The sequence below is a fragment of the Vibrio sp. AND4 genome (genome assembly GCF_000171815.1).
GTDB lineage: Bacteria > Pseudomonadota > Gammaproteobacteria > Enterobacterales > Vibrionaceae > Vibrio.
This window is the reverse complement of sequence record NZ_ABGR01000003.1, coordinates 367712-393513: the sequence shown is the minus strand read 5'-3', so window position 1 is coordinate 393513 and position 25802 is coordinate 367712. Positions and strand designations below refer to the sequence as shown.

25 protein-coding genes and 1 pseudogene are annotated in these 25802 nt (G+C 45.9%); 14 read left to right on the top strand and 12 right to left on the bottom strand.

Annotated features, from left to right (window positions below; genetic code table 11):
• The coding region (locus tag AND4_RS19455; RefSeq protein WP_009842224.1) for a haloacid dehalogenase-like hydrolase at positions 1–271 on the top strand (271 nt) is incomplete at its 5' end.
• Positions 272–349: 78 nt separating this feature from the next.
• On the opposite strand, the gene AND4_RS06900 is transcribed toward AND4_RS19455, so the two are convergent.
• Complete coding sequence (locus AND4_RS06900; protein ID WP_009842223.1) at positions 350–1528, bottom strand: lytic polysaccharide monooxygenase; 1179 nt, start codon at positions 1526–1528, stop codon at positions 350–352.
• A gap of 410 nt (positions 1529–1938) precedes the next feature.
• On the opposite strand from AND4_RS06900, the gene AND4_RS06895 reads away from it, so the two are divergent.
• Positions 1939–2712: a siderophore-interacting protein gene (locus AND4_RS06895; protein WP_009842222.1), complete on the top strand. Its 774-nt coding sequence runs from the start codon at positions 1939–1941 to the stop codon at positions 2710–2712.
• 117 nt (positions 2713–2829) lie between these two features.
• On the opposite strand, the gene AND4_RS06890 is transcribed toward AND4_RS06895, so the two are convergent.
• On the bottom strand, positions 2830–3699 hold the full coding sequence (locus AND4_RS06890; protein WP_009842221.1) for a LysR family transcriptional regulator: 870 nt from the start codon (positions 3697–3699) through the stop codon (positions 2830–2832).
• A gap of 391 nt (positions 3700–4090) precedes the next feature.
• Here AND4_RS06890 and AND4_RS06885 point away from each other — a divergent pair, with 391 nt between their 5' ends.
• The 3 genes from AND4_RS06885 (at position 4091) to AND4_RS06875 (ending at position 6880) form a co-directional block, all read left to right on the top strand.
• Complete coding sequence (locus AND4_RS06885) at positions 4091–5239, top strand: S-(hydroxymethyl)glutathione dehydrogenase/class III alcohol dehydrogenase (RefSeq protein WP_009842220.1); 1149 nt, start codon at positions 4091–4093, stop codon at positions 5237–5239.
• Between the two features lie 194 nt (positions 5240–5433).
• Complete coding sequence (gene fghA, locus AND4_RS06880) at positions 5434–6273, top strand: S-formylglutathione hydrolase (protein WP_009842219.1); 840 nt, start codon at positions 5434–5436, stop codon at positions 6271–6273.
• Between the two features lie 202 nt (positions 6274–6475).
• Entirely contained in the window at positions 6476–6880 is a 405-nt protein-coding gene (locus AND4_RS06875; protein WP_043991514.1) for a hypothetical protein, read from the top strand.
• 118 nt (positions 6881–6998) lie between these two features.
• On the opposite strand, the gene AND4_RS06870 is transcribed toward AND4_RS06875, so the two are convergent.
• Positions 6999–7796 carry a Cof-type HAD-IIB family hydrolase gene (locus AND4_RS06870; protein ID WP_009842217.1) on the bottom strand — a complete coding sequence of 266 codons (798 nt, stop codon included), beginning with the start codon at positions 7794–7796 and terminating at the stop codon, positions 6999–7001.
• Positions 7797–7991: 195 nt separating this feature from the next.
• On the opposite strand from AND4_RS06870, the gene AND4_RS06865 reads away from it, so the two are divergent.
• Both AND4_RS06865 and AND4_RS06860 read left to right on the top strand, forming a co-directional pair.
• Positions 7992–9671, top strand: coding sequence for an RluA family pseudouridine synthase (locus tag AND4_RS06865; RefSeq protein ID WP_009842216.1), 1680 nt, complete (start codon positions 7992–7994; stop codon positions 9669–9671).
• Between the two features lie 232 nt (positions 9672–9903).
• Positions 9904–11088: a GGDEF domain-containing protein gene (locus tag AND4_RS06860; protein WP_009842215.1), complete on the top strand. Its 1185-nt coding sequence runs from the start codon at positions 9904–9906 to the stop codon at positions 11086–11088.
• Between the two features lie 22 nt (positions 11089–11110).
• Here AND4_RS06860 and AND4_RS06855 read toward each other — a convergent pair whose 3' ends face one another.
• Positions 11111–11392: a hypothetical protein gene (locus AND4_RS06855; RefSeq protein ID WP_009842214.1), complete on the bottom strand. Its 282-nt coding sequence runs from the start codon at positions 11390–11392 to the stop codon at positions 11111–11113.
• A 474-nt stretch (positions 11393–11866) separates the two neighbouring features.
• On the opposite strand from AND4_RS06855, the gene AND4_RS06850 reads away from it, so the two are divergent.
• The gene (locus tag AND4_RS06850) at positions 11867–12364 is read left to right on the top strand and encodes a DUF2850 domain-containing protein (protein ID WP_009842213.1); all 498 of its coding nucleotides are present in this window, start codon (positions 11867–11869) and stop codon (positions 12362–12364) included.
• 545 nt (positions 12365–12909) lie between these two features.
• The gene (locus AND4_RS06845; protein ID WP_043991513.1) at positions 12910–15450 is read left to right on the top strand and encodes a glycosyl hydrolase family 18 protein; all 2541 of its coding nucleotides are present in this window, start codon (positions 12910–12912) and stop codon (positions 15448–15450) included.
• Between the two features lie 90 nt (positions 15451–15540).
• Here the strand turns inward: AND4_RS06845 and AND4_RS06840 are convergent, their stop codons facing one another.
• Positions 15541–16395: an alpha/beta hydrolase gene (locus AND4_RS06840; protein WP_009842211.1), complete on the bottom strand. Its 855-nt coding sequence runs from the start codon at positions 16393–16395 to the stop codon at positions 15541–15543.
• A gap of 123 nt (positions 16396–16518) precedes the next feature.
• Positions 16519–17109 (bottom strand): TetR/AcrR family transcriptional regulator, encoded by a 591-nt coding sequence (locus tag AND4_RS06835; protein ID WP_009842210.1) that lies wholly within the window; start codon positions 17107–17109, stop codon positions 16519–16521.
• A gap of 92 nt (positions 17110–17201) precedes the next feature.
• On the opposite strand from AND4_RS06835, the pseudogene AND4_RS20455 reads away from it, so the two are divergent.
• A pseudogene (locus AND4_RS20455) lies at positions 17202–17305 on the top strand (fucose 4-O-acetylase); the annotation flags it as partial.
• A gap of 76 nt (positions 17306–17381) precedes the next feature.
• On the opposite strand, the gene AND4_RS06830 reads toward AND4_RS20455, so the two are convergent.
• The 5 genes from AND4_RS06830 to AND4_RS06815 form a co-directional block, all read right to left on the bottom strand.
• Positions 17382–19115 (bottom strand): hypothetical protein, encoded by a 1734-nt coding sequence (locus AND4_RS06830; protein ID WP_009842209.1) that lies wholly within the window; start codon positions 19113–19115, stop codon positions 17382–17384.
• Positions 19116–19124: 9 nt separating this feature from the next.
• Positions 19125–19589, bottom strand: coding sequence for a CesT family type III secretion system chaperone (locus AND4_RS06825; protein ID WP_009842208.1), 465 nt, complete (start codon positions 19587–19589; stop codon positions 19125–19127).
• Between the two features lie 145 nt (positions 19590–19734).
• Entirely contained in the window at positions 19735–19866 is a 132-nt protein-coding gene (locus AND4_RS20520) for a hypothetical protein (RefSeq protein WP_009842207.1), read from the bottom strand.
• Positions 19867–19954: 88 nt separating this feature from the next.
• Positions 19955–20455, bottom strand: a complete 501-nt coding sequence (locus AND4_RS06820) for a methylated-DNA--[protein]-cysteine S-methyltransferase (protein WP_009842206.1) — start codon at positions 20453–20455, stop codon at positions 19955–19957.
• Positions 20452–21819, bottom strand: coding sequence for an Ada metal-binding domain-containing protein (locus AND4_RS06815; RefSeq protein ID WP_043991512.1), 1368 nt, complete (start codon positions 21817–21819; stop codon positions 20452–20454). Before AND4_RS06815 ends, AND4_RS06820 begins: the two co-directional genes overlap by 4 nt.
• Before the next feature lie 204 nt (positions 21820–22023).
• Here AND4_RS06815 and AND4_RS19450 point away from each other — a divergent pair, with 204 nt between their 5' ends.
• Together AND4_RS19450 and AND4_RS06810 are read left to right on the top strand one after the other, a co-directional pair.
• On the top strand, positions 22024–22227 hold the full coding sequence (locus AND4_RS19450) for a hypothetical protein (protein WP_009842204.1): 204 nt from the start codon (positions 22024–22026) through the stop codon (positions 22225–22227).
• A gap of 342 nt (positions 22228–22569) precedes the next feature.
• A complete protein-coding gene (locus AND4_RS06810) occupies positions 22570–23013 on the top strand; it encodes a DoxX family protein (RefSeq protein WP_009842203.1) in 444 nt (147 codons plus the stop codon).
• A 144-nt stretch (positions 23014–23157) separates the two neighbouring features.
• Here AND4_RS06810 and AND4_RS06805 read toward each other — a convergent pair whose 3' ends face one another.
• Entirely contained in the window at positions 23158–24051 is an 894-nt protein-coding gene (locus AND4_RS06805; RefSeq protein ID WP_009842202.1) for a LysR family transcriptional regulator, read from the bottom strand.
• A 148-nt stretch (positions 24052–24199) separates the two neighbouring features.
• Here AND4_RS06805 and AND4_RS06800 point away from each other — a divergent pair, with 148 nt between their 5' ends.
• Together AND4_RS06800 and nagB are read left to right on the top strand one after the other, a co-directional pair.
• Positions 24200–24553, top strand: coding sequence for a DUF413 domain-containing protein (locus AND4_RS06800; RefSeq protein WP_009842201.1), 354 nt, complete (start codon positions 24200–24202; stop codon positions 24551–24553).
• 404 nt (positions 24554–24957) lie between these two features.
• Positions 24958–25758 carry a glucosamine-6-phosphate deaminase gene (nagB, locus tag AND4_RS06795; RefSeq protein WP_009842200.1) on the top strand — a complete coding sequence of 267 codons (801 nt, stop codon included), beginning with the start codon at positions 24958–24960 and terminating at the stop codon, positions 25756–25758.
• Positions 25759–25802: the final 44 nt, after the last annotated feature.

The window sequence follows — 25802 nt, the reverse complement described above, 5'->3', positions numbered from 1 at the left end:
TTCAGCATCACTTAACGCTTATCTAATACCTTGGTGTAATACCCATGGGTACCAATTACTGTGCAGCGAGTTACTGAGCGAAAACAAACGTCTCAGTGGCTTCTACCAGAGCGGCGATTGCAGTTTGGAAAGGAAAGTCGAGCGAATCAAAGCGGCCTATTGCGTAAACCAATATGAGACCATTTATGCTTATGGCGATACGCGCGAGGATATTCCGATGCTCAAATTGGCGGATCATGCCACGATGAATTGGCAGCCTTGGCGGCGCTGAGACGATCAAGATCTATCGATGAAAACAAGCAACCCTTCTCAAGCGAGAAGGGTTTTGTCTGCGTAGAGCAGTTAAAGCTTAACGCCAAACGCCCCATTCTCCTGTGGTTCCTGGCTCTTCACCACGAGTCCACCATTGCGCTGTCCACTCACGACCATTGTGTGTCACAACATAACCTTGATTGTAAACCGCGTCTTTGCTCCACAGGTTAGTTGGATCAACCGGTGGCTGAGTATCACCTTTAATCAATGATAACGCGTAGCTAAAGTTGGCATTCGGCGCCAATACTTGGTTCGCGTAGATATTATCGGTATCGAACATATAGTGCTTCATCGCTTCATGCCAAATACCCACGTACCAATCGCCGGTTTGCTGTGAGTTAAACTGATCGGCCAGCTCCGCTGACCACGTCGTGGCATTGGTGGCAGTGATTGGCAGTGACAGATCAACGAGCTCGGAGCCTGTTGCACTAAAAGTACGGAAACGTACCGTATCACCAGCTTCAACTGGACCGAAACCCTGTGCCACAAAATAGCCAAGAGGAGTCAGGTTGTTTTCTGGATCTGTGGGATCAACGGGATCAGTTGGGGGTACAGTGCCGCTGCCGTTTAGCGTAATGTCACTGCAGTTGTAGAAACCCTCACCTGCCACATCGATTCGCTGCCAACGAGTGTAAAGAATCGCATTACCCGAACGGTCAGCTGGGAAAGTCACCTGCATACGATAGCGTTTTTCTGTATCCACATACACGTCACCCGCGGTATCGATCAGTTCTAAATCGTCCCAAGTCAGCGGCTGCGTATCATCGTAACTGGGTTTCGAAAGGTAGAATTCCCAGTAAGAAGGGTTATGCGGCGCTTTACCAAAGAACACTAATTCGATTTGATTATTTTCATCCGGCGTCAGGTCGGTGCGTTGCCAATTTGACGAGGGAATATTCAAACCTTTCTTAGCAGTATCACCAGCAGAACAAAGCTCGCCGTCAGGCACAATTGCTTTTACGTGCGCCATATCGCGGTAGTTTGGCACGTTTGCAGCAATCTCACTGCGTTGTACGAAAGGGTAAGCGCCCGACTCATCATAAGCCGCCTGACATGCTAGGTTTGGAATTTCATTGGTCCAAAAGCCACCATCTAAATAACAGGTATTTTGACGCGCACTTGGAAACTCGACCCAGCCGTGAGCACTAACATTAAAAGAGCTCAGCACAGTCATTGCGCTCAAGCTCATCAGAGGAAGGGTTACGTATGATTTCATCATTCATCCTTAAACTATCAACCCGCTGCTCGCGAACCGGGCAGCAACGTGGAAAAATTAGCAGGATGTAATTATTTAGAAGGTGAGAATAAATAACAGATTTGTCATATTGCAGACTGCTTTCCAGCATTTTATGTGGACCGTATTCATACCCGACTGACTCTTTCGAGTCACATCAAATTGAACGGCTACGAAATCGAAGTTAACCCTCCTCTTTAGGCGCATCCATCACCAACATTGTGAATGCGCTACCACTGAGTATCCATTCGAGAAATGAGTATCTAAAATAAATCACCACTTTTAAGAACTGAGTGTAAATTTAGATAAAGGTACTATCTGCCTTGTTGAGATGCTGTTAGTCTTAATGCGAAAGAGAATAGTTATCAAAAAATCACAAGGTCAAAACTAAAATGAAAAAGAAGCCACAACCTAAAAGTCTCGTGATCATAAAAACACAAACCATCACGCCGAACATGCAGCGTATTACTCTTAAAGGCGAAGCGCTCAGCCAATTTCCGCTCGATTGCGAAGGCAGCTATGTTAAGTTGCTGTTTAACGAAGTTGGGGGCACTGATATCCAAGGTCTCGCTGAGGAAGAGCGTCCTGTGATGCGTACTTACACCATTCGTCGTTTCGATCCTCAAGCGTGCACAATTGAAATCGACTTCGTACGTCATATCACTAGAGATCTCCAATGTGGTTTTGCAGCGCGCTGGGCAATGGCAGCCAAAGAAGGCGATGTCATCCATATCGCGGGTCCTGGTAACATTTCAAACCTGAACACTGAAGCAGATTGGTTCTTTATGGCAGCGGACATGACGGCACTGCCTGCTTTATCAGCAAAAATTCGAACTCTACCAACAGACGCAAAAGGCTACGCTGTGATCAGCGTGATCTCTGAGGCCGATATTCAACCCCTCAAAGCACCAGCAGGCATAGAGCTCCATTGGGTTACCAAGCAGCCTCTCGCAGACAAAGTTCGTGAGCTTGAATGGCTGCAAGGTGAAGCCGCCATTTGGTGTGCTTGTGAATTCGACTCAATGCGTGCACTGCGTCAGTACTTCCGCAACGAAAAGGATGTAGACCGCGAGAATATCTACATCAGCAGTTACTGGAAGCAAGGTGTGTCGGAAGATGGCCACAAGGTGATCAAGCGACAAGATGCGGAACTAAACGAGCAGTAATACCAGTCCAAGTTAGTAATACCAGTCCAAGTTAGTAATACCAATCTGAGTAAGTAAGAGTGAGCTAAGGAAAAACGCCAAGTTGCTTATGGCCGCTTGGCTTATTTAACCTGTCTCTCAGCTCATGTTTTCAGCCAAAAAATCAATCAGTAAGCGCACTTTTGGCGACAGGTTTCGGTTTTGCGGATACAGTGCCCAAATACCTTCACGATCGTCGCGATAATCAGTTAAGACCTCTACCAGATCACCGTTATCCAACGCTTCCTGCACGTAGTAATCGGGAAGCTGAACCAAGCCTAAACCGCGTTTTGCCGCATCGACTAACGCAAAGCCGCTGTTACATTTAATTCGGCCAGAAACGCGCAGAGACTTCTCACGTTTTTGCTCTTTAAAGTGCCAGTAATCCGCAGTACCCACCAAACATTGATGATGGCTCAACTCAGACAAGGTATGCGGCTCACCAGAGCGCTCCAAATAAGCAGGGCTAGCACAGACGTACAACTGACGAGAAGAGAGACGCTTGGCGATCAAACTCGAGTCCTGTAAACGTCCCAAACGAATGGCAACATCGACGCCTTGCTCAATCAAATCGAGCTTTTGGTTGGTCAGATTCAAATCCAGATTCACCTGCGGATACTTCTCAATAAACTGATGTAACAAAGGCGAAAGGTTGATTTCACCATAAGTCACGGGCGCAGTCACTTTAAGTATCCCTTTTGGCTCTGCTTGCATTTGTGTTACCGCTAACTCCGCCAGCTCTAAGCCTTCAACAAGATGTTTACATTGCTGGTAATAAAGCTGCCCCGCCTCGGTCAATGAGACTTTTCGCGTGGTGCGATGCAGTAATTTTACAGCTAAACGTTCTTCCAACGCTGATACGCGACGGCTGATTTGAGCCACCGACGTTTTGAGTTTGTTCGCTGCACCTGTGAAGCTGTTGGTTTCTGCGACCGCGACAAATTCGCTCACGCCTTCCCAATTCGCCATGAATGTGGTTCCTGTGGAGTTCTATATCAAGGTATTCTCACACAAAGTTAAATGCAGAGAAAACCTGTTTAAAGGATAGCTGTCGAAATGGACAACTTATAATGACCTCGTCAATTACCTAATAAAACATCAAAATTTTCAAGCAGTCACTTCAGTCATTGACTAATATGCATCAGGTAGCTCAATTCAATGCCAGTATTTAAGGTCGAATAAAGAATTGTTTCATTCAGCTATTATTACAAATACGTAAAGATTATTTTCAAATTTACTGGATTATCATTTTTAGTGAAACAGCTAAAATGGGCATCAACAAAACGACGCAGCGCAGAGAGAGCCTCTCATCTTCGCTTTTGCTGTCACTCTATGTATTGAGAATATAAAGGAAGCTCCAATGACTATCGAAATCAAACCTGGTCAAACTCATATCCAATCCAAAGCAATGGTTGCTTGGAAAGCGGGCGAGCCACTAAAACGTGAAACGGTTGACGTTGAACTGCCAAAGGCTGGTGAAGTACTTGTTCGTATCGTTGCTACTGGTGTTTGTCACACTGACGCATTCACTCTTTCAGGTGACGATCCAGAGGGCATCTTCCCTTCTATCCTTGGGCATGAAGGCGGCGGTATCGTTGAGATGGTTGGCGAAGGCGTAACCAGCGTTGAAGTTGGTGACCACGTGATTCCACTTTACACCGCTGAGTGTGGTGAGTGTAAGTTCTGTAAGTCTGGTAAAACTAACCTTTGTCAGGCGGTTCGTGAAACGCAAGGTAGAGGCCTAATGCCTGATGGCACGAGCCGTTTCTCTATTAATGGTGAGCCAATCTTCCACTACATGGGGTGCTCTACTTTCTCTGAGTACACAGTACTTCCAGAAATTTCACTCGCGAAAGTGGCTAAAGAAGCTCCTCTTGAAGAAGTTTGTCTTCTAGGTTGTGGCGTGACAACGGGTATGGGTGCGGTACTGAACACAGCGAAAGTTGAAAAAGGCGACACCGTTGCTGTATTCGGCCTAGGTGGTATCGGTCTCTCTGCAATCATCGGTGCTCGCATGGCTGGTGCAAGCAAAATCATCGGTGTGGATATCAACGAGAGCAAATTCGAGCTAGCGAAACAACTTGGCGCGACTGACTGCGTGAACCCAATGAAATTCGATAAGCCAATCCAAGACGTAATTGTTGAGATGACAGACGGTGGTGTTGATTACTCTTTCGAATGTATCGGTAACGTCAACGTGATGCGTCAAGCACTTGAATGTTGTCACAAAGGTTGGGGCGAATCTGTCATCATCGGTGTTGCGGGTGCAGGTCAAGAGATCTCGACTCGTCCGTTCCAACTAGTAACTGGTCGTGTATGGCGTGGTTCTGCATTCGGTGGTGTTAAAGGCCGCTCTGAGCTTCCAGAAATCGTAAACCGTTACATGGCGGGTGAGTTTGGTCTTCAAGAGTTCATTACTCACACCATGGGTCTGGACGATGTGAACGAAGCGTTCGAATTGATGCACAAAGGTGAATCTATCCGTACTGTTCTTCACATGGATAAATAAGCCAAGATAACCACTCACATAATGTGACTAATATTTGAAATCGGCTCTCTCCTCTCTTGGACACTTGTCCTCGGTGGAGAGAGCCATTCACTATCTTTAACGGTTTTGTCCACCATTAAAAACCTTATTTTAAATACTCACTGTTTTGATTAAGCACTATTTTAATTAAGCATTGTTTTATTGAGAGATTACCCATGACCATTGAAAGCCTAAGCCAAGCCAAAGTATTCGGTGGTTGGCATAAACAATACACTCACGAGTCTCGAGTTTTGAACTGCAACATGCGCTTTGCGATCTTCTTGCCACCTAACGCAACGAAATCAAACCCAGTACCTGTGGTTTACTGGTTGTCAGGCTTAACATGTACAGATGAAAACTTCATGCAGAAAGCCGGCGCGTTCCGTATGGCAGCCGAATTGGGAATTGCCATTGTGGCACCGGATACCAGCCCACGTGGTGACGATGTTGCAGATGATGAAAACTACGATCTGGGTAAAGGTGCAGGTTTCTACCTAAACGCCACTCAAGAACCTTGGTCGCGTCACTACCACATGTACGATTACATCACCCAAGAGCTGCCTGCAATCATTGAAAGTAACTTCCCAGTCTCTGACGTGAAGTCAATTTCGGGTCACAGCATGGGTGGCCACGGTGCGATCACCATAGGTTTGAAAAACTCAGATCAGTACCGCTCAATTTCTGCGTTCAGCCCAATCAGTAACCCAATCCAATGTCCTTGGGGGCAAAAAGCGTTTACCGCTTACCTAGGTACTGATATTGAAAGCTGGAAACAATACGATGCAAGCGAATTACTTAAGAAAAGCCGCTCACCATTGCCGATTTTAGTCGACCAGGGTGACGCAGACAGTTTCCTTGCAGAGCAATTGAAACCTGAAGTGTTACTGGCCGCTGCAAATACTCATGATTCTGAAGTTGAACTGCGCATGCAACCGGGTTATGACCACAGCTATTTCTTTATTTCGAGCTTTATCGCGGATCACTTAAACTTCCATGCGAAGCACTTATTTGCCTAATTTTTATTTGCTTGGCACTTAATGCCCGGTGTTTGCTAGTGATAAAACATAAAGTGCATTAAATTGAACAGTTCGATGTCTTTGTTTACCAAAGCCACTCATGCACATGAGTGGCTTTTCGCGCTCTAACAACATTGACTTCCTGATCAATTTAGCGGATAAGAAAACGTATAAATGAAATTCCAACGTTAGACGGATAACCATGATGAAAAACTTCATGCGAGCGGTACTATTGCTGCTATTGATTGCGATAGGTGTCCTAGCTTGGGTGTTTATTCCACCTCACGAAACAGTGGGGGCGCAAACTCTCGAAGAAGCACTCAACGACAACTACACGCTGGTTGGTCACCGCATTCATTCTACAGACCCTGACGCGGGTAACATGTTTGGTTACTTTGTCGTGTACAAAGGTGCAAGCACAGATGATTTGGAACCGTTTTTGGTGACTTCTGATCAGTTTATTCGCATGGAGCAAACCGGTGACAACACGCTAGCATTAACCGTCAACGGCCGTATTTATCGTTACCATAACGACCTGTGGGTAGAAAACCCTGATGGTAAACTGCAACACTGGCTTGTCACTGCAACAGCAAAATACGTTCGCTGACCATCCATCAATCCAATGTTACCGCTAACTTTGCTATACCGGATATAAGCATAGACACGAACAAGCCCCGCTTATGAAGTAGCGGGGCTTGTTCGTGTCGGTCTTTCGATTGGCCGTATTAAAGCACTTTCTCTTTGATCACTTTCATCACACCAGACTCACGGTTGCTTGGTGCTGAAAAACGAGCGATTTTCTTCACTGCCTCGTGCGCATTTTCCATCGCGTAAGAGTGCTCACTCACTTGCAGCATTTCTAGATCATTCAGATAATCACCGAAAGACATGGTCTCTTCAGGACCAAACCCCATGGTTGCTTGAAGGTGTTTAATTGCCGCCCCTTTTGACGCTTCTGCGTTCATGATATCCAGCCAAATTTTCGCACTCACCACAACTTGATGCGAGTCATCAAACTTCGCTTTCATCGTCGGATACACAAACTCTTCAGAGCCATCAAAATGGCAAATCGCGACCTTGATAAATTCATCGTCTACAGTCAGCAAATCTGAAACGTATTCACAACGGTAGTAGTACTTCTGGAACTCTTCCAACGCTTTAGGATCTTGGGTTTCGATATACGCAGAACGCTTACCGCACAATACAAGGTGTGTTCCTTCTAACGCGCGAGCCGCTTTTATAATTTCATCAATTTCAGATTTTGCAATGGTGCAGCTGTACAGCTCTTTATCTTGATGCATCACCAAGGTACCGTTTTCCGCCACGTAAATCATACGATCTTGGATTGGTGCAAACGTCTCGCGCAGACTGTAATACTGGCGACCCGATGCGGCAGAGAACAATATACCCTTCTCTTCTAGCTGCAAAAACAGTTCAAAGAACTCAGGGTCTAAACGACCGTCTTGATCAAGTAAGGTACCATCCATATCGGTGGCAATGAATTTGATATTAGCTTGTGGCATGATTTAAACTCAAAATGACGCAGCTCAGATCACTCAGCGAATGAAAGCAAACTGCAAAATATAGACTCAATAAGTTACAGAATATTGAGTGAATCTCAAGCTAAATTGAACACGGTAAGCTAGGCTCAAGATAGCAATCACGAAAAAAATAGGTACAATCCGCGCTCGATTTTTATTTCGCACGGACTCAATCTCATGCACTCGCCTGAACAATGCTTTACTCGATTCACTGCGGACATTTCTGACTACGAGTTGCCAACGCAGTTTACATTTCCGTTCTACTACACCCCTCACCCATTGTGTGTGTTGGCTGCTGAACAATTGCAGCAACACTTGATGACACAAACTGACTTCGAACACGATTTCGGCCTTGAGGATAAGCGAAATGGACGCGGTAAGATGTTCGGTGTGTTATTGGTGCGTAGCCCACAAGGTGAACTTGGCTATTTCAGTGCTTTCTCTGGCAAGATTGACGATCAAAACTTACTGCCAGGTTTTGTTCCCCCTGTTTTCGACATGCTGACCGAAGAAGGGTTCTTTCGTTCCGAGACAGACGCCATTAACGTCTTGAATGCGAAATACAAAGCCTTTGCTGCCAACCCCGAACTGACACAACTAAAAGCAGAGCTCAAAGCTGACCGCGAAACTTATCAGCAAGAAGAACATACCCACCGCCAAGGCATGATTGCGAATCGTGCAAAACGTAAACAGCAACGAAAGCAAGGCGAACAAAAGCTAAGTCCAGAAGCTCTAAAAGCGCTACTGGATGGTTTAGGTAAACAGAGCGTCGCTGAGAAGAATGCACTCAAATACCTCAAACAAGCTTGGGACGAAAAACTGACGACCAAAGAAACGCGCTTAGCCGAGCTAGAGCAAAAACTGACAGAGCTCAAAGAGCAGCGCAAAGACTTATCTAACGCCCTACAACACAAGTTGCATAAACAGTACCGCTTCTTGGATAACCACAACGTAGAGCGCGATTTGGTGGACATATTTGCGCCCACTACTAACCCTGTGCCACCTGCTGGGTCCGGTGAGTGTGCAGCGCCGAAACTGCTTCAATTCGCATACAAACACGGCTATCAACCACTTGCATTGGCAGAGTTTTGGTGGGGCATATCGCCAAAGTCGGAAGTACGACAACACCAAAAGTTTTACCCATCGTGTAACAGCAAATGCCAACCCATTTTGGGGCACATGCTGCAAGGCTTAGATGTCGAGCCAAACCCATTAGCAGAGAATTGGGCAGAAGATAAAGAGTTAGAAGTTCTTTTCCAAGACGAAGCTATGGTGGTCGTCAACAAGCCATCAGGACTGCTTTCCGTTCCGGGTAAAACCATCAAAGATTCAGCCTACTCACGTCTTCAAGCCATGTTCCCGAATGTCGAAGGGCCATTTGTGATTCACCGCCTAGATATGGCGACTTCGGGGATTTTGGTGTTTGCTTTAACCAAACGTGCGAACAAGAGCTTGCAAAAGCAGTTCATCACTCGGGGCGTACAAAAGCGTTATATGGCGCTGCTCGAAGGGACCTTAAGTGAGCCTGAGGGTGAGATCTCACTGCCAATGCGTGGCGATCCAGAAGACCGCCCACGCCAGCTTGTGTGCTTTGAGCACGGTAAACCCGCCGACACTTTCTGGCAGTTGATTGATGTAAAAGACGGACGCAGCAGGGTTTACATGTACCCAAAAACAGGGCGCACCCACCAGCTTCGAGTGCATAGCGCACATCACATGGGGCTGAACATGGCAATGGTTGGCGACGGCTTGTATGGCGAGAAAGCGAATCGACTGCATTTGCATGCCGAGATGCTGGAGTTGGACCATCCTTACAGTAAAGAGCGTATGCGCTTTCAAGCAGACTGTGAGTTTTAACATGATGATACTAAAGCAGATCGGCCGAATAGACAAAGCACTCAACCTGCAGGTAGTCTGTAAACGCAACGCATTATTCTTAAAACTTTCACACCTCATCACTTCCTACAGACCCACAATTCAAAACAACGCCAAACTCGACCAATATCACACTTATAAGCATCACTATTCTATACAATGCTTAATTACAACCTAAGCTAAGCACAAAATAATTCTAAAGTAGGGGAATGTAATGTCAAAATTGGCTGGAGCGCGCCTAGAGGAAATGGCGGATATCCGATCAATAAAGAAAAAGAAGATCGTTTTACTCTGTTCCAGTATTGCCACTGCATTGTTAGTTTATGGCTCGATAACGCATTATTTTTCAGGGAACAAAGCTCTGTGTTTTTTAATCGGGTTAAGTGCTACCGCATGCTTATTAATCAGTTATCTGATAAAAATACGCGAGCATCATCAATACGCTGATTTGTTACTCACGGCCGTATTGATGTTTGTTGGATTATTATTGCTTCTTCACAACAATACACCCTCAGGTCGATTGCTTTGGCTCTACCCGGTTTTGGCTGCCATTATCTTAATTAACGATTTTAAGACTGGTTTGCTGTTTAGTATCACATATTCTCTCATCATCTTTTTCGGCTTGACCTTTTTAGAAAGTGTGCCTGCCGCCAGTGAGATGACGGAACTCCGCTTTATGTTCACCCTTGTTACCGTTGGTTTTATTTGTCATACCTTTTCTTATTTCTACTCAAAAGTTGTGAGCGACGTTCAAACCCTCTACGGCGAAGGGATTGAGGATCTTGCTTATCTCGATCAGTTAACTGGTTTAGCAAATCGCTGGAGCTTTGAAGCGTGGGCGCGTGCGAAACTGGATGAGTTAGATCAAACCAAAACCGACACTATCACCGCCTTGATTTTTCTCGATATTGATAATTTTAAGCATATCAATGACAGCTACGGCCATGATATGGGTGACCGAGTGTTGAAACACTTCGCGACTCGATTAAAAAACAACATTCGCAATAAAGACAGGCAGACTGACAAACACGATTACTCGATCGCTCGCTTCGCTGGTGATGAGTTTGTGTTAATGCTTTACGATTTAGACAGTACGAAAGAGTTAAGCATTATTCTTGATCGCATCGTAAACCTGTTTCAAAAAGTTTATCAAACGGAAGGCACGATCAATGAGTTAACCGTGAGTATGGGAGCGGCGATTTACGGTCAAGATGCCAACGACTTATCTGAGCTTACGCGTTGTGCTGACAAAGCAATGTACGCCGCAAAGCATACTGGTAAAAACCGATATGCATTTTATGAGCATTGCTCAAACATGGAAGAATTACGGCACCGTAGACATTCTTTAGTCGGTAGACTGGGCAGTATGACTTCAGCACAGGGTGGCGACAGCTTGTAAAGAAAAACCACACTTTGCTGAGTCAAGAGTGCATATACATTGCCCATAGACCGACAAGCAAAAACGTCACTAACCAGATTACTTGGCCAACTTTTCTTGGCTTATCATCTCTGGACTCGAGAACTGGCTTGAGTGCTCGCTCTTTCATTTTCCCGACTAAGCTGCTTTCAATAGCTCGCTTATAAAACGCACGACGCTTGTGAGCCGCATTGGCAACTTTCGTAAAGCGGTGTCTCTGTTCTGTGGTAAACTCCGTCGCTTCATAGCGAGGAGGGAGATCCGAATGTTTGCGCTGTACTGCCATCACTTCCTCCTTAAAGTGGGGGGCTTAAATTAAGTATATACAAAAGTAAAATACTTGTTGCTAAAAACCTTTGTTTCTGAAGAACATGCATAGAAAACCACTCAGAATTGGCTTTCAATTCAGCTGGCTTATTTACAGGTAATGACAAAAACACGTCATGGCATCTTTTAAATGCAGATAAAAGGGTGAATCTCCCCCTATCTCGAAGAACGCACCATTGTTGTCGGTAAGCCAATCAACCCCGTCAGTTATAATGCACTTTTAACCGTATTCATTCGCTATGGTGCCTGAGAACCAAACGTGTACTCACTAGGCAACTTAATCAGTCTCTGATGAAATGCGAGTTAACATTAACTGTGTTTTTGAATTTAAAAATGGACATTAGATCATAGTTTCGTCGTCTCAAACACGAGATTATTTGTTTTTACGGTTCAAGCTTCTCAACATAATGGAAAAGGGAAGAAAGCAGGAATTATGACTACCACTACAAGCCGTAAAAAAAAGCAGAAACCAGAACCCTCATTTTGGTCACGTTATTATCTCAAAATAATCAAAGGGGGCTTTGCCCTGTTCGGCTGCTCGTTGTTTAGCCTAATCGGTTATATCCTCTATAACTCTTATTTGGATTACACCGATCGCAATAAAATCCATGGTGAGTGGATTGAAATTGGCGCTCCACCCTATCACACCGAGCAGCTATCCTTTACTCCCAACGGAGTCTTTCGCAATCACCGTTTGATTGCCACTCAGTTCGAATTTGATGGCAAAGTCATCACACTAAATACTGGATTGGGTAAAGCAGAGTATCACTTGTCAGGCTCTCACCTCTCCCCACAAATCCATCGAATAGAACCACGTTTCCCCGAGCAGCGATTCATTCTCAAAGGCTTCGAGCACACCGTTCAAGGTTCAGAAACAGGTGCGGCTTCTAAGCGTCGTGCCGCACTGAGTGAGCACTTTGATCGCAAGTAGCTCCTTGTCTTAGTACCAATCACCGTCAGTAATCTGCATGAGCTCGAGAGAAACGCTTGAGAACGCGGCTACAACTTTCGATAAATCGTGATTCTATCATCGAATGCTAAACGAAATTACCGAGCATTATAACAAGCTAGAGTGACCTGTTATTGACTACAAACGCTCAAAGACACCAAGCTGTACAAAAACACCACTACTATCAAAACCCTCTATATCACCCTAAGAAAGCCCAACTCACCTCACAAAGTCCTCCACTGCGAGTAAGTAAACGATTAATTAAAAATAACCAAAGTATTAATAGAATATTGGCTCAAGATTGAATTTCTACTGCAAAATTATGTCTCTTGCCGTCACATTTAGGTAACACGCTCGAAAGTTGATTTATTTTTTTTTGAAAAAAAAAAAGTCTCTGAAATGCTCATAGGGATGCTTTTGCACAGTGTGTGAATTGATAAGTTGATTTTTTGAATTGATTGTTTTTTCTATCGCAAAAGCAGCTTGTGAACGTGATGGACATGAATTCAAGGATTGAGAGTGAAGTTATGATTCGATTTAATCTATGTGTGGCTGGGGTCGCCCTTGCACTATCTAGTGCTGCAAACGCGGTGCCAGCAGCACCAAGTATCGATCTGTATGGTTCCAATAACCTACAATTTTCTAAAATTGAGTTGGCAATGGAAACCACATCTGGCTACTACGACATGGTTAAGTACCATGAACTGGCTAAGATAAATGTGAAGTTTAATCAGTGGAGTGGCACTTCTGGTGACACTTACAACATCTACTTTGATGGCGTAAAAGTGGCAACAGGTGCGATCACTGGTAGCCAAACCTTAGCGTCGTTTGAATACGGCCAAGGTGGTCTGTACCAAATGGAAATCGAAGCGTGTGACGCTTCAGGTTGTGCTAAGAGCGCACCAGCAGAGATCACTATCGCGGATACAGACGGCTCTCACTTACCGCCTCTAACCATGAATATTGACCCAAACAACAAAACCTACAGCACAGATCCAAGTGTTGTTATGGGTACTTACTTTGTTGAGTGGGGCATTTATGGTCGTAAATACACCGTTGACAATATGCCTGTCGACAACTTAACTCACATTCTTTACGGCTTTATCCCAATTTGTGGGCCAAACGAGTCGGTGAAATCGGTTGGCGGCAATAGCTTTAACGCCCTGCAAACCGCCTGTCGTGGCGTGAATGACTACGAAGTCGTGATCCACGACCCATGGGCTGCGTTCCAAAAAAGCTTCGCTCAAGCTGGCCACGAATACAGCACACCGATCAAGGGTAACTACGCAATGCTGATGGCATTAAAGCAACGTAACCCGGATCTAAAAATCATCCCATCTATCGGCGGTTGGACACTTTCTGACCCATTCTACGACTTCGTGGATAAGAAAAACCGTGACACATTTGTCGCGTCAGTTAAGAAATTCCTGAAAACTTGGAAGTTCTATGACGGCGTAGATATTGATTGGGAATTCCCCGGCGGTGGCGGTGCAGCAGCGGATAAAGGCGACCCTGTAAACGACGGTCCAGCTTACATCGCACTAATGCGCGAACTGCGTGCCATGCTGGATGACCTAGAAACGGAAACAGGCCGCGACTACGAGCTAACGTCGGCAATAGGCGTGGGTTACGATAAAATTGAAGACGTTGATTACGCAGATGCCGTGCAGTACATGGACTACATCTTCGCAATGACTTACGACTTCTACGGTGGCTGGAACAATGTGCCTGGTCACCAAACGGCACTTTACTGTGGTTCGTTCATGCGTCCTGGTCAATGCGATGGCAGCGGCATTGATGAAAACGGCGAACCGTACAAAGGCCCAGCTTACACCACCGATAACGGGATCCAATTGCTACTCGCGCAAGGCGTTCCCGCTAACAAACTGGTTCTCGGTACCGCAATGTATGGCCGCGGATGGGAAGGCGTAACACCAGATACGCTAACGGATCCAAATGACCCTATGACAGGTACTGCAACAGGTAAACTGAAAGGCAGTGAGGCTCAAGGTATTTGGGAAGATGGCGTGATCGACTACAAAGGTATCAAGTCGTTTATGTTGGGTGCAAACAATACAGGCATCAACGGCTTTGAATATGGTTATGATGAGCGAGCAGAGGCACCTTGGGTGTGGAACCGCACAACAGGTGAACTGATCACGTTCGACGATAACCGCTCTGTATTGGCAAAAGGCAACTACGCGAAATCCCTGGGTCTGGCAGGTCTTTTCTCGTGGGAAGTCGATGCTGATAACGGCGACATCCTCAATGCAATGCACGAAGGCATGGCTGGTGGTGTAGTTGTTCCACCAAATCGTAAACCGACAGCAGTCGCAGGTGCAGACCAAGCGGTAACCGGCCCTGCAAGTGTTGTTCTTGATGGCAGCAACTCTACCGACTCTGATGGCACCATCGCAAGCTACGCTTGGGAACAAGTATCTGGTACTTCAGTGACCCTATCTGGCGCGAACGCAGCGACAGCAAGCTTCGATGTAGCAGAAGTGACCGTTGAAGAGCAGCTAACGTTCAAGCTAACTGTCACTGATAACGAAGGTGCAACCGCTTCTGATATTGTTGTGGTAACGGTTAAGCCAGCAGGCGTGATTGATCCACCAAACGCGGCGCCAGTTGCACAGATTTCTGCACCAGCAACAGCAAACGCAGGTGACGTGGTTGTGATTGACGCTTCAGCTTCTAGCGATGCAGACAACGACACGCTAACGTTCGATTGGACGCTACCTCAAGGTCTAAACGCAACGGTTAACGGTGCAAAAGTCACGTTCACAGCAGCAGAATACCCACAAGACACTAGCCTAAGCCTCACGGTAAGCGTAAGCGACGGTCAAGCAGCATCTACAGCGACAGCAACCGTTGTGGTTGCGAAGCACACTACTGGCGGCGGTACATGCACTAACGCTTGGGATGCAGCAGCGGTTTACACTGGCGGTGACCAAGTGACACGCGCTGGTAAGACTTGGGAGGCGAAATGGTGGACTCAAGGCCAAGATCCTAGCAAGTCTGGCGAATGGGGGGTTTGGAAAGAAGTTGGCCCAGCTAACTGTAACTAAGCACTCGCTTTCAATAGAGTTATAAAAGAAAAGGACAGCTTCGGCTGTCCTTTGTTGTTCTATTAGAATCTAGGGAATGCTTTTCAATAATCAGCTTGCTTCAATTAAACGATCAAAGCTCTGGAAGACCTCATCACACTTCATCACTCGACCATGGCCTTGTCCTTGGGTCGTCACCAACTCCACTCGCTCAATCTCACTTGCTGCCTGCGCGGATACGCTGTGCTTAGTGAACTTGTCTTGCTCATCGTGAACAATGATGGTTTTTGCTTCTCGCTCAGATAAGCGCTTTTCTGGGTCAATAGATTGCAATGGATAACCAAACTGTTCTTCCAATTCCGACACCACGGCTTTGAATAGCTTCATTGAATACCCTGAGCGCGCAATGCTGCCAAATAAGTTTTCAACGTAGTTAAGTACGGGCGCAATCAACAGAAAGGGCTTATTTTCTAGCTTACTGTGACGGCATTCTAGTGCTGACGCGGTGCCCATACTGTGTCCCACCAAACCTGCAACCTCACCGACAGAGTCCAAGATATCTTCAAGACCACACACAAACGCAGGGATATGTCCGTATTGTCCCTCACTCTCACCATGAGCTGGATGATCATACGCTAATGCGGTGTAACCCGATGCAGCAATATGTTCCATCAGCGGATAGAACTGGCTCGCAGTCCCTGACCAACCGTGAGTCAACACCCACACCGGACCGCTACCAAGCTGATAGGTTTTAATGGCACCAGCATGACCTTGCACTTCGCTTTTGATAAGCCCCTGTGGTTCAACATTTTTTGGCTGAGTACGAGCGGGAGTAAGCAGCAGTTTACGCGCGGTCTTTTTTGCGTGTGACGGCGCCAACGTGTGATGTAGGCGAGTACTAATGTTGACCAAACTGCGTTTAACATTGAATTTCTGCGAAGTATTGAAGTAAATTTTCTCACTCATGATCGTTTCCTTAACTATCAGCTTTGCACAAATAGAACGGTCGTGCTTTTTGAGCTGATAAGAAAGAGCGCTCGTTGTCGCTCTTCATTATGAATCTTTTACTATACCCATTAACGTCGTGGGCTAGCGCTTCCATCGAGCAAATAAATTATCGATGCCTTGCCAGAACAGTCTCTGGCTCTCTTCTTGTCCTTTGATTGAGTAGAATACATGCGCGCTTAAGTACTGCCCGTATAGATCAAAGGTCGCTTGGCGCGTGTCTAAATTGGCGACAAACTCGTGGTTCTCTTTACCTTTCTTGAACTGAATTTCTAAATAATTCAGCCAAGTATCGATCGACTTGCGTAGTGCTCCTTGCAACGCACAGCCTTCTTCTGCGGTGTCGTTCCAAGCATCAAGGAACATACAACTGCCTTGAAAAGAGTGATTCCACGTCATCCAAGTGTCCAACAAGCCACGTACTTTACGTTCAATGTTGCTGTCGCCAAGCTCGCGCGCAGGCGCAATTACGCGCTCAGCGAATACTTGATTGGCAAAAGCCAACACCGATAATTGCAGGTTCAACTTGGAATTAAAGTGAGCAAACAAACCACTTTTCGACATACCACATTGCTTAGCGAGCTCACCAATGGTGAGGCTTTCCAAGCCGTTTTCACTTGCCAGTTGAAATGCACGCTGCAGTATCAGCTCTTTGGTTACTTTTCCTTTCTTCATAATAAACACTTTAGCACGGTCGTACTTTTTTACAAGTCATCAAGTTGCTGGTCAAACTAATGTACACCCAATTTCACAATCACTGATCAGCGCCATTCTTTACTCGTAATGGTCGCTCTTCAGTACCTTACTGGTGGTGCTTGGTTACCTAGCCAGACAGCACCAGTGGCAATGGTCTCGCAATAACGCGATTCAATACTATGTATGGTCTGAACTACCACCACTTGACTAGTGCTGCCCATATAAAGTTCAACACGCTCACGAGGCTTAAGTTACTTAGTGAGCATCTTAGCCTTAACAGCCTGCCACGCTTTATGCTCGGGAGTGGTCAGGTGGATAGGTCCAAAGTTACGCGTTGGAGTGATTTTTTCACTCAACCTTTCTACCTCTCTGGCAACAAAACTGCTATACCAGATCTGATTAGGCATTTCGGGCCAATGCTCGGTGAGCTGCTGATGCAGATTATTCAGCTCGTTCAGGCGACCTTTGATTTCGTTCAGCGCCTGATGCTGTGGTTTAGACAGCAACCGGATGAACCAGTTTGAAGAAGCCTTCTCCATGTTGGTGACTTTATCTCTTAGTTCTGTCAGCGCCTGCTTAACAGGAAGCCGGGTAAACGGAAGACCTTTCTCTCTGACCTCTGATGTTATCGGCAACTGCTCTAGGTTGAATTCTATCTCTCCGGCAAGACCACGGTTTTCTTCACTGACCGCTTTGATCATATCCCGCAGTTGCGTTAGTGATTCATCACCATGCAGCGGGGCGCTGGTCATTCTGGTTACAGGGATCGAGCGGAACTCTAGCTCCGGCCAGTTTGTTCTGGCGTGCACCAGCAGGTGACGGGCAAGTTTAACCCGTGCCATCAAAGCAGGCTGTTGATCCCGAGAGAGTTTGATCTTTTCGGTCAGCGCGGCTTTTTCACGGTTCTCAAGTATCAAAAGCTTTTGTTGTTCGGCCTTTTCTGCGGCTTTAAGTGTCTCATCACTCGGCGCACGGGTTGTCAGCTGGTTGCTGCTGTCCCACTTAAGGTAGTGGCGTAATGCGCCAGTTTCGCTCTGCACCGCTTTTTTGACTAGGTTTACCAGGCTGCTTGAGCCGGCAGAAAAACGGGTATCAAAGCCCCGGTGACCTTTAAGCAGCGCTTCGAGAAATCCTTTCAACTCCTGGCGGTCTCTAGGACAGCTCAGCTTCATTTCGCCGTTTGCCACATTCAAGAAGCGGCTGAGCATGGGATCGCCGCTTTCAAGCTGCATTTTCAGTTTCTCCTGGTGCGAGGCCGCTTTCTTGCCAGTGAGCAGGTAGTCGGACAGTATCTGGTTGATGCCGTCTGAGATCATATTGCGTTCACTGGAAGTAAATTTAATCTCAGGTTTCGGTGTCTCGGCAGCAGGAGCCGGCGCGTTTTTTGGCGCCGCTTCGATGTTTATTTCCTGAGGCTTGGCTTTGTTTGTCTGCTCTGCTTTAGTCACCGCCTCGGCAGGCAGTGTTTTAGCGGTTTTTACCTTGCCATGAGAGAGGCGTAGGTACGAGCCCAGAATATTGTCTTTGTTCTCTAAAGGTCGGGTTAACGCTTTATACATAGAGCCGAGTCTTGAGTGCCCCTCTAGCAGCAGGTTAAACATTTCTGCCAGTTTTTGCGGAGAGCGTGGCAGTTTAATGACCCTTACTTTTTCCTGATCATCTATGGTGATCCGCCCCTTAATCTCCTCCATCTCACAATATCCGCGCAGAAACCCGCCATGCTTGTCCGGCTTATTGTCTACGTATTGTTGAAGTATGCTACTAAAGGCTTTAGCGAGTGGCGTGAGATCCTCATCATGGATGTGGGGCACACTCTGTAAACCCGCAGGATTCTGGCTTAGCGGCTCACTCATGCTCTGCATTGATTGCGCTACCCCCGGAAGTTCTGATTTAGATTTTTCCAGTTTCGGCACCTGTTTCGGTGCACTCAGATGTACCTGATAGGCATCTTTAAACCAAGTGTTGATAAGTTTGGTTACCGGCATAATGACTCCTTAACCTTTTAAAAGGTGCGCGTCGCAAAGCAGAGAAGGTGCTTTAGCCTGTTCCTCTAGAGGAGACTGAAGAGCGTTTCTGGCATCAGTCGCTGTGGTAATAAAGTTGCCAAGCAGGTTTGCCAGTAGTTCCAGCTTCAGCCCCTCAATTGGGTGCTGGTAGCGCAGCAGAACCTGATCGCCTTGCGGGCTTAGGGCGTAATGTGCCTGACGCAAGAAAGGGTTTTCAAAGTTGTACTCAAGAAGACGGGTCAGGTGACGTTCTCTCTGCACCTCCGGCAGAGCCCCTAATTCAGCTAGAAACTGAAGGTGGTTGCTGCCCGCAGCCATATCAATTGCCAACTCTATGCCTTCTTCGGTCAGCAGTGCACAACGCCCGGAGTCGTCAAGCTCTAAGCAGTTCAGTTGCCAGGTGTTACCCAACTCGAGAAGGAGGTTGTTTAAAAAGGTTTGGTCGGCCGTCATCAGTGCCTCCAGATACAGTCGGGGGAATGAGTATTCAGAGTACCGCGTATAGAAAGGGAATTTATTTCATTATTAGTCAAGGTTTTTTAGGTTTATAAAGCAAATGCCGCTGGACGCGCTAACGGCTCGGCAGCTTGGTCTAAACCTATATACCGTCAGCTGCTGTTACTGACCACGTACTAGCTTGTTCTAGTTGGTTATATGTTTGTTGCGGCTCGGCTTCATGCTGCTGCCAACCTTGGTTTATAAATGCATCAAAATCTGTAGTGAGAAACATCTCCTTATTATCTTTTTCATTGCTCTGGGTTGTTTATTAGCACGATAACCCACGCAAAATTTAACCAAATAAGATAAACCTTGCCGGATTATACTGATGGTTTCACATAAAGTGGCGTACCCTTCTCCAATGCCAACAATCGCTGCTTGCGCTCTACCCCGCCTGCATAGCCAGTGAGCTTGCCACTTTTGCCAATCACGCGATGGCATGGCACCACAATCGAAATTGGATTTTTACCATTCGCTAGCCCAACCGCACGCACTGCTTTAGGATTACCGATGGCATTCGCCAGGTCTTGGTAGCTCCATGTTTCACCATAGGGAATGGTCGTCAAAGCATGCCAAACTTGGGTTTGAAAATCAGTGCCCGTCGCCGCAAGAGGCAAGTCGAATTGGTTACGCAGTCCAGCAAAGTATTCTTCCAATTGGGTAACGGTTTGGCTAAGTAAAATGTGTTGATCATCACGTTCACCCAAATCGTCTGGCTTGGTGGTACAAGTTTCAAACCAAATTCCCAACAAACCTTGATCATTGGCTTGAATGGTCATTGCACCTAACGGAGTTGGCATTAGCGTATAAAATGTTTTCATGATTGATTCCATAAATGAAAAGTCGCGTAACTGCCCCAAGGCGACGCAGTATGAGCATTCAATGATGGGTAGTTTGGCATGGCTTTCTTCACCACCAAATCTTTGTCCAACAAACAATCAGGCTGAGACTGTCCACGCAGTTGCGCATAGCTAACCGTCCACGGGCCAATACCTTTCAATTCAATCCATTGCAGTGGATCGGCTTCTGGATTCTTCTGCATATACTGAGCAAATCGCACTAGCGTATCTTTGCGGCTTTGTGGCATACGCAAAAAGCTGACATCGGCACTAACAATTGCTTCTGGCGTTGGAAAGTGGCGCGCTTGTCGGCCGCTGCTGAGTGTTTCGACCAACAAATTAAGCTGTCCAATTGCGGCTTTGACCGACACTTGTTGGCCCAACACGGCACGTACACCGGCTTCCCACGCATTCCAAACGCCCGGAATTCGAATCCCATGGGTTTTCACCAATCCCGGCGCAATGTATTCAAGGTGCTGCTCCACCGTGCAAATATCCGCATCAAGGTCAAACATACGACGCACACCAGACACCAAATTCTGCAATTTAGTCACATCTTCAATATCGAACTCCATCTCAAGGTAACCTTCTCCTTGATTAACCTTGAATCGTGCATGGCAATCACCCAACAAAACGTTGCACTGGTAAGCCTCTTGTGTGACTTGTTCTATTCCTTCAACCGCTCGCAGACGATAAAAATCAAGCATATGTTGCCAGTTCAAATCGCCACGATAGGGCAATACAATTCGATTCGTCCCCATGCCATCAAACTCCTTTCTGCGCACTTGAGAAGGTGTCAGCTGCAAAATCTTTTTAAACGCATCATTGAAGCGTCGAGTGCTGTTGAAGCCTGCTGCAAAGCCCACTTCGATGACGGACATCGAACTCGAATACAGAAGCTGCTTAGCAAACATCAACTGCTGATACTGCGCATACTGCTTAGGTGACATCCCCAAATATTGATCAAACAGCATACGTAAATAACGATCCGAGATCCCGAGTCGATCGGAGAGTTCGGCAAGAGATTGATGATGCAATTCTCCTTGATCGATCATGTTGATCGCACGCTGGAATGTGGCCTCGACTCCCTTCCAAGCCCATGACCCTGGCGCACTGTCTGGGCGACAACGTAAACAAGGACGATAACCTGCCTTCAAAGCCTGAGTCTTGTCAGTAAAATACTCGACGTTTTCCTCTTTGGGCAAATTGGCCGGACAGATTGGGCGACAAAAGATCCCTGTCGTGTTCACTGCAATGTAAAAACGCCCATCAAAACGGCTGTCACGTGCCACCCGTGCTCTCTGACACTGCTCAAGGGTTAAGGATGTGTGCGGATGAATGAACATAGTGCTGTCCCTGCTTATGCATTAAGTGTTCAACGAGTGTTGAGGTTTGCGAACTACTCTGTCGGCATAAATTCATTGTAGAACGAGGAGTAACTGTAAATTAGCCATTTTCGGAACTCAATATTGAGAAATTTTGGCATTAGTTCATTTGTGCACTAGAGTTAGATCATACCAAAATAACAACGTCGGCTTTGGGGAATAAGTATGAACCTACATACGTGTGTCATTGTACTCAGAAATCAGAGAGTTATTACCAGTAAATCCGTCGAGCACTCTATAGGAATCCTCGAACGTGACTCTGACAACGAGGTTTCAGAAGTTCAAATTAATGCTTCGGATGGTATGAATATTCGAACATATCACTACCGTAGCGTAGAAGATTCACTCGAGAGCTTAATGAACCTCTAATCTTCCATCCTCCCTTATTTACCTCAACAAAAAGAGCGCTGGTTACCGCGCTCTTCTTTTTGCTCAGCGAACACAAGCCCCTCGCTCTAAAATAGAAAACACATTCAGGAATGTTATTCAAAATTTTACGAGTTCCATAATCAAAAAATACATTTTTAGCCACACAAAAGACACTAAAACCATATTAAGTGCATGTTTTAATAATAATTAAAATTCATCTTCGAATTTATTGAACGAGAACATCAGATTGTCCCGATTTTTTATTTATCTCTTTCTACTTACACTGATTTCATCAGCAAGGAGCATGGCTCCTCATCAGGAAAATTCGAGAAAGGGTATATTATGAAAGCACTACTACAAAAAATCACGGCATCAAATGCTGGTTACAGCACACTGGCACTTCGCATCCCAATTGGCCTGATTTTTATGGCACACGGCGCACAAAAACTTTTTGGCTGGTTTGGCGGGTACGGTCTTGAAGCAACAGCGCAATGGATGGCATCAATTGGTTTAGGCCCAGGTATACTGATGGCATTTTTTGCAGGGAGCGCGGAATTCTTTGGTGGCTTATTCATCTTGCTTGGCCTGCTGACTCGTCCGGCAGCAGTCGCCTTGGCATTCACCATGGTTATCGCCATTTTCTCAGTTCACTTTGAAAACGGCTTATTTTTGTCGAACAACGGTTACGAGTTTGGTTTAGCGCTACTGGCAGCAAGCGTTTCTCTCGCTTTTTCTGGCTCAGGTAAAGTGGCAATGGATGAAGCTCTACGTCAAAAATTAGCGTAAACCAGAACAACTATCGCTTCGTAGTGTCACAGTTCTCGCTTCAATCACACCATTTTTAAAACACATCCTGCATTCACGAAAAAGCCCCTTGGTTTATACCAAAGGGCTTTCGTTTTAACTTGCACTCACTCGCAAAACTAAAAATTACTCACCTGCCGGCATGTCCGCAATTTGCTGTAAACTGTACGCCGTTAAGGGATCTATCTCTTTTACGATTTCCTCAACCTGCTCAATCGCTGCTACGGAAGAGCTGGCTTTGCGGTAGCTCAGATAGATAGGTCGGTACCAATCCTCGACACCAGACACCTTGTGAAGCTGCCCACTTGATATAAAAGGCTCAACCAAAGACGCTGGTAGGTACGCGCTTCCCCCCTTTTCCAAAATAAAGTCTAAAGCAATCCGCGCCGTTGAGGTTCTTAAGTAAGGTGCTGGGATTTTAGGGTGACGCTCTGCATGCTCAGACGTAAAGCGCGTGCCCCAATCCACATAGACATATTTCTCATCAAACACGGTATCAAGAGAGTCTCGTTCGGTAGAGACCAATACCAAGACTACGTCAGCGACTTTCTTGCAGTTGAGCTCATCCGCCTTGATTTGATCGAACGCAAATGCCATATCGAGAGTACGTTCAAGTAAACTTCGGCTGAGCATTTCACGCCCCATAACTTCTGCCATAAAGCCATAACCGCCAAATGCGTCTGTCACCACACTTAAGCAATTTTGCAGATATGCATCCCAAATGTTCGGCGTACCGCCCATGGTGAGCTGTAACGCTTTCCCATCTTCGAGGGATAATTCGAGTTTGGCTTGCTGCAAAGTGGTCACCATCACCTCGGCATAGCCTGTTAAACGCTCACCTGCAGAGGTTAACTTTATGTTATTTCGATCACGAATAAACAACTGCGTATCAAAATAACTTTCGAGTTGTTTAATGCGCGCACTCACTGCGGCTTGCGTTATGTACAAGTTCTCAGCAGCTCGTCCGAAGTGACGAACCTTTGCCAGCTCTAAAAATGTTCGAAAGACCTTTACATCCATAAACCATCTCCTGGTTAATATGAAACCAGATTAACAACTAATTGAAATTTTGACGACAAAAAATTTTCGTTTTTCTTTTGTTAGCTTTACGCCTAATTTTCGCCGTAATTCACCACATTCATCAAGAACGGTTACAGAGGCTGTTGATATGACTGACACTGAATTTCGTCATGGTAAAAAACGTTTTTACGACAACGTAAAATTCCCACGTGGCTTTGCAAAGTCTGGCGATTTTACTCTTTCGGAAGAGGAAATCCTAACAATTTATGGGGATACTATGCTTGGCCTAGAGTCAGGCGAGTTGACATCGGAGAACAGCGAAGAGAAACACTTCGTTAAAGTTCTAGAAAACCCAGGCAAAGCGAAAACTAAGATAGAGCGCACTTGGCTTAAGTACGTACACCTGGCTCGTGGTCGCAAACGCTTCCACACACTAAATGGACGTAACAAACCAGAAGCGGCAGATGATTACGCAGAAGAGAGTCTGACACAAGACGATTAATAGAACGATCGAGCTGCAGTGCTTGATTTAACTGCAGAACTCTGGTTCTGTGGTGTTGTAAACATTTTCTCCTCCAGAAGCCCAAGGGTAGTATGCCCAAGGGCTTCTTCACTTTTAGCCAAGCATTTATTTGCTAATCCTTTTCATTCAGTCATAGATTTAAAACACCAATCAACGAATCAATATCAAGGCTCTGAATCCCGAACCTTGAAGTCACTTGGGTATAACCAGGTCTTTCTATGAGCGTTTGGACACCAAGCACGCATAAAGCAGCGAACAAAAACAGCCCTGGTTAAAGAAAAAGCAAATTTTTGACCTAAAACAATAGCAGATTTTGACTACTTATTTTATAATGCGAATTAATGATTCAGGACACCTTAAATTCCAATAACTAGGGGCACAAAATGAGACTTATCCCGTTAGCTCAATCAGCACAAGTAGGCAAGTGGGCAGCAGCGCACATCGCTAAGCGCATCAACGACTTCAAACCAACCGCTGAGCGTCCATTCGTTCTGGGTCTACCTACTGGTGGTACTCCTCTAGCAACTTACAAAGCACTGATCGAACTTTACCAAGCTGATAAGGTAAGTTTCGAACATGTGGTCACATTCAACATGGATGAGTACATCGGTATCCCTGCGGATCATCCAGAATCGTACCGTTCATTCATGTACACGAACTTCTTCAACCACGTGAACATCAAAGAAGCGAACATCAATCTTCTCAACGGGAACGTGGAAGATCACGCTGCGGAATGCCAACGCTACGAAGATAAAATCAAGTCTTACGGCAAGATCAACCTATTTATGGGCGGCGTAGGTAACGATGGCCATATCGCATTCAACGAGCCAGCCTCTTCTCTGTCTTCTCGCACTCGCATCAAGACTCTGACTGAAGATACTCGCATCGCAAACTCTCGTTTCTTTGATGGCGACATCAATCAAGTTCCTAAGTATGCCCTAACTATTGGTGTGGGTACGTTACTAGACGCCGAAGAAGTGATGATCCTAGTCACTGGCCACAACAAAGCGCTTGCTCTACAAGCCGCTGTAGAAGGCAGCGTAAACCACCTTTGGACGGTTTCTGCACTTCAACTGCACCCTAAAGCAGTGATCGTTTGTGATGAAGCTTCACAACAAGAGCTTAAAGTAAAAACGGTGAAGTACTTCTCTGAGCTCGAAGCAGAAAACATCAAAGGTTTCTAATCCCTCGGATAGCAATCTAAGATAAACACTGAATACGAAAACTC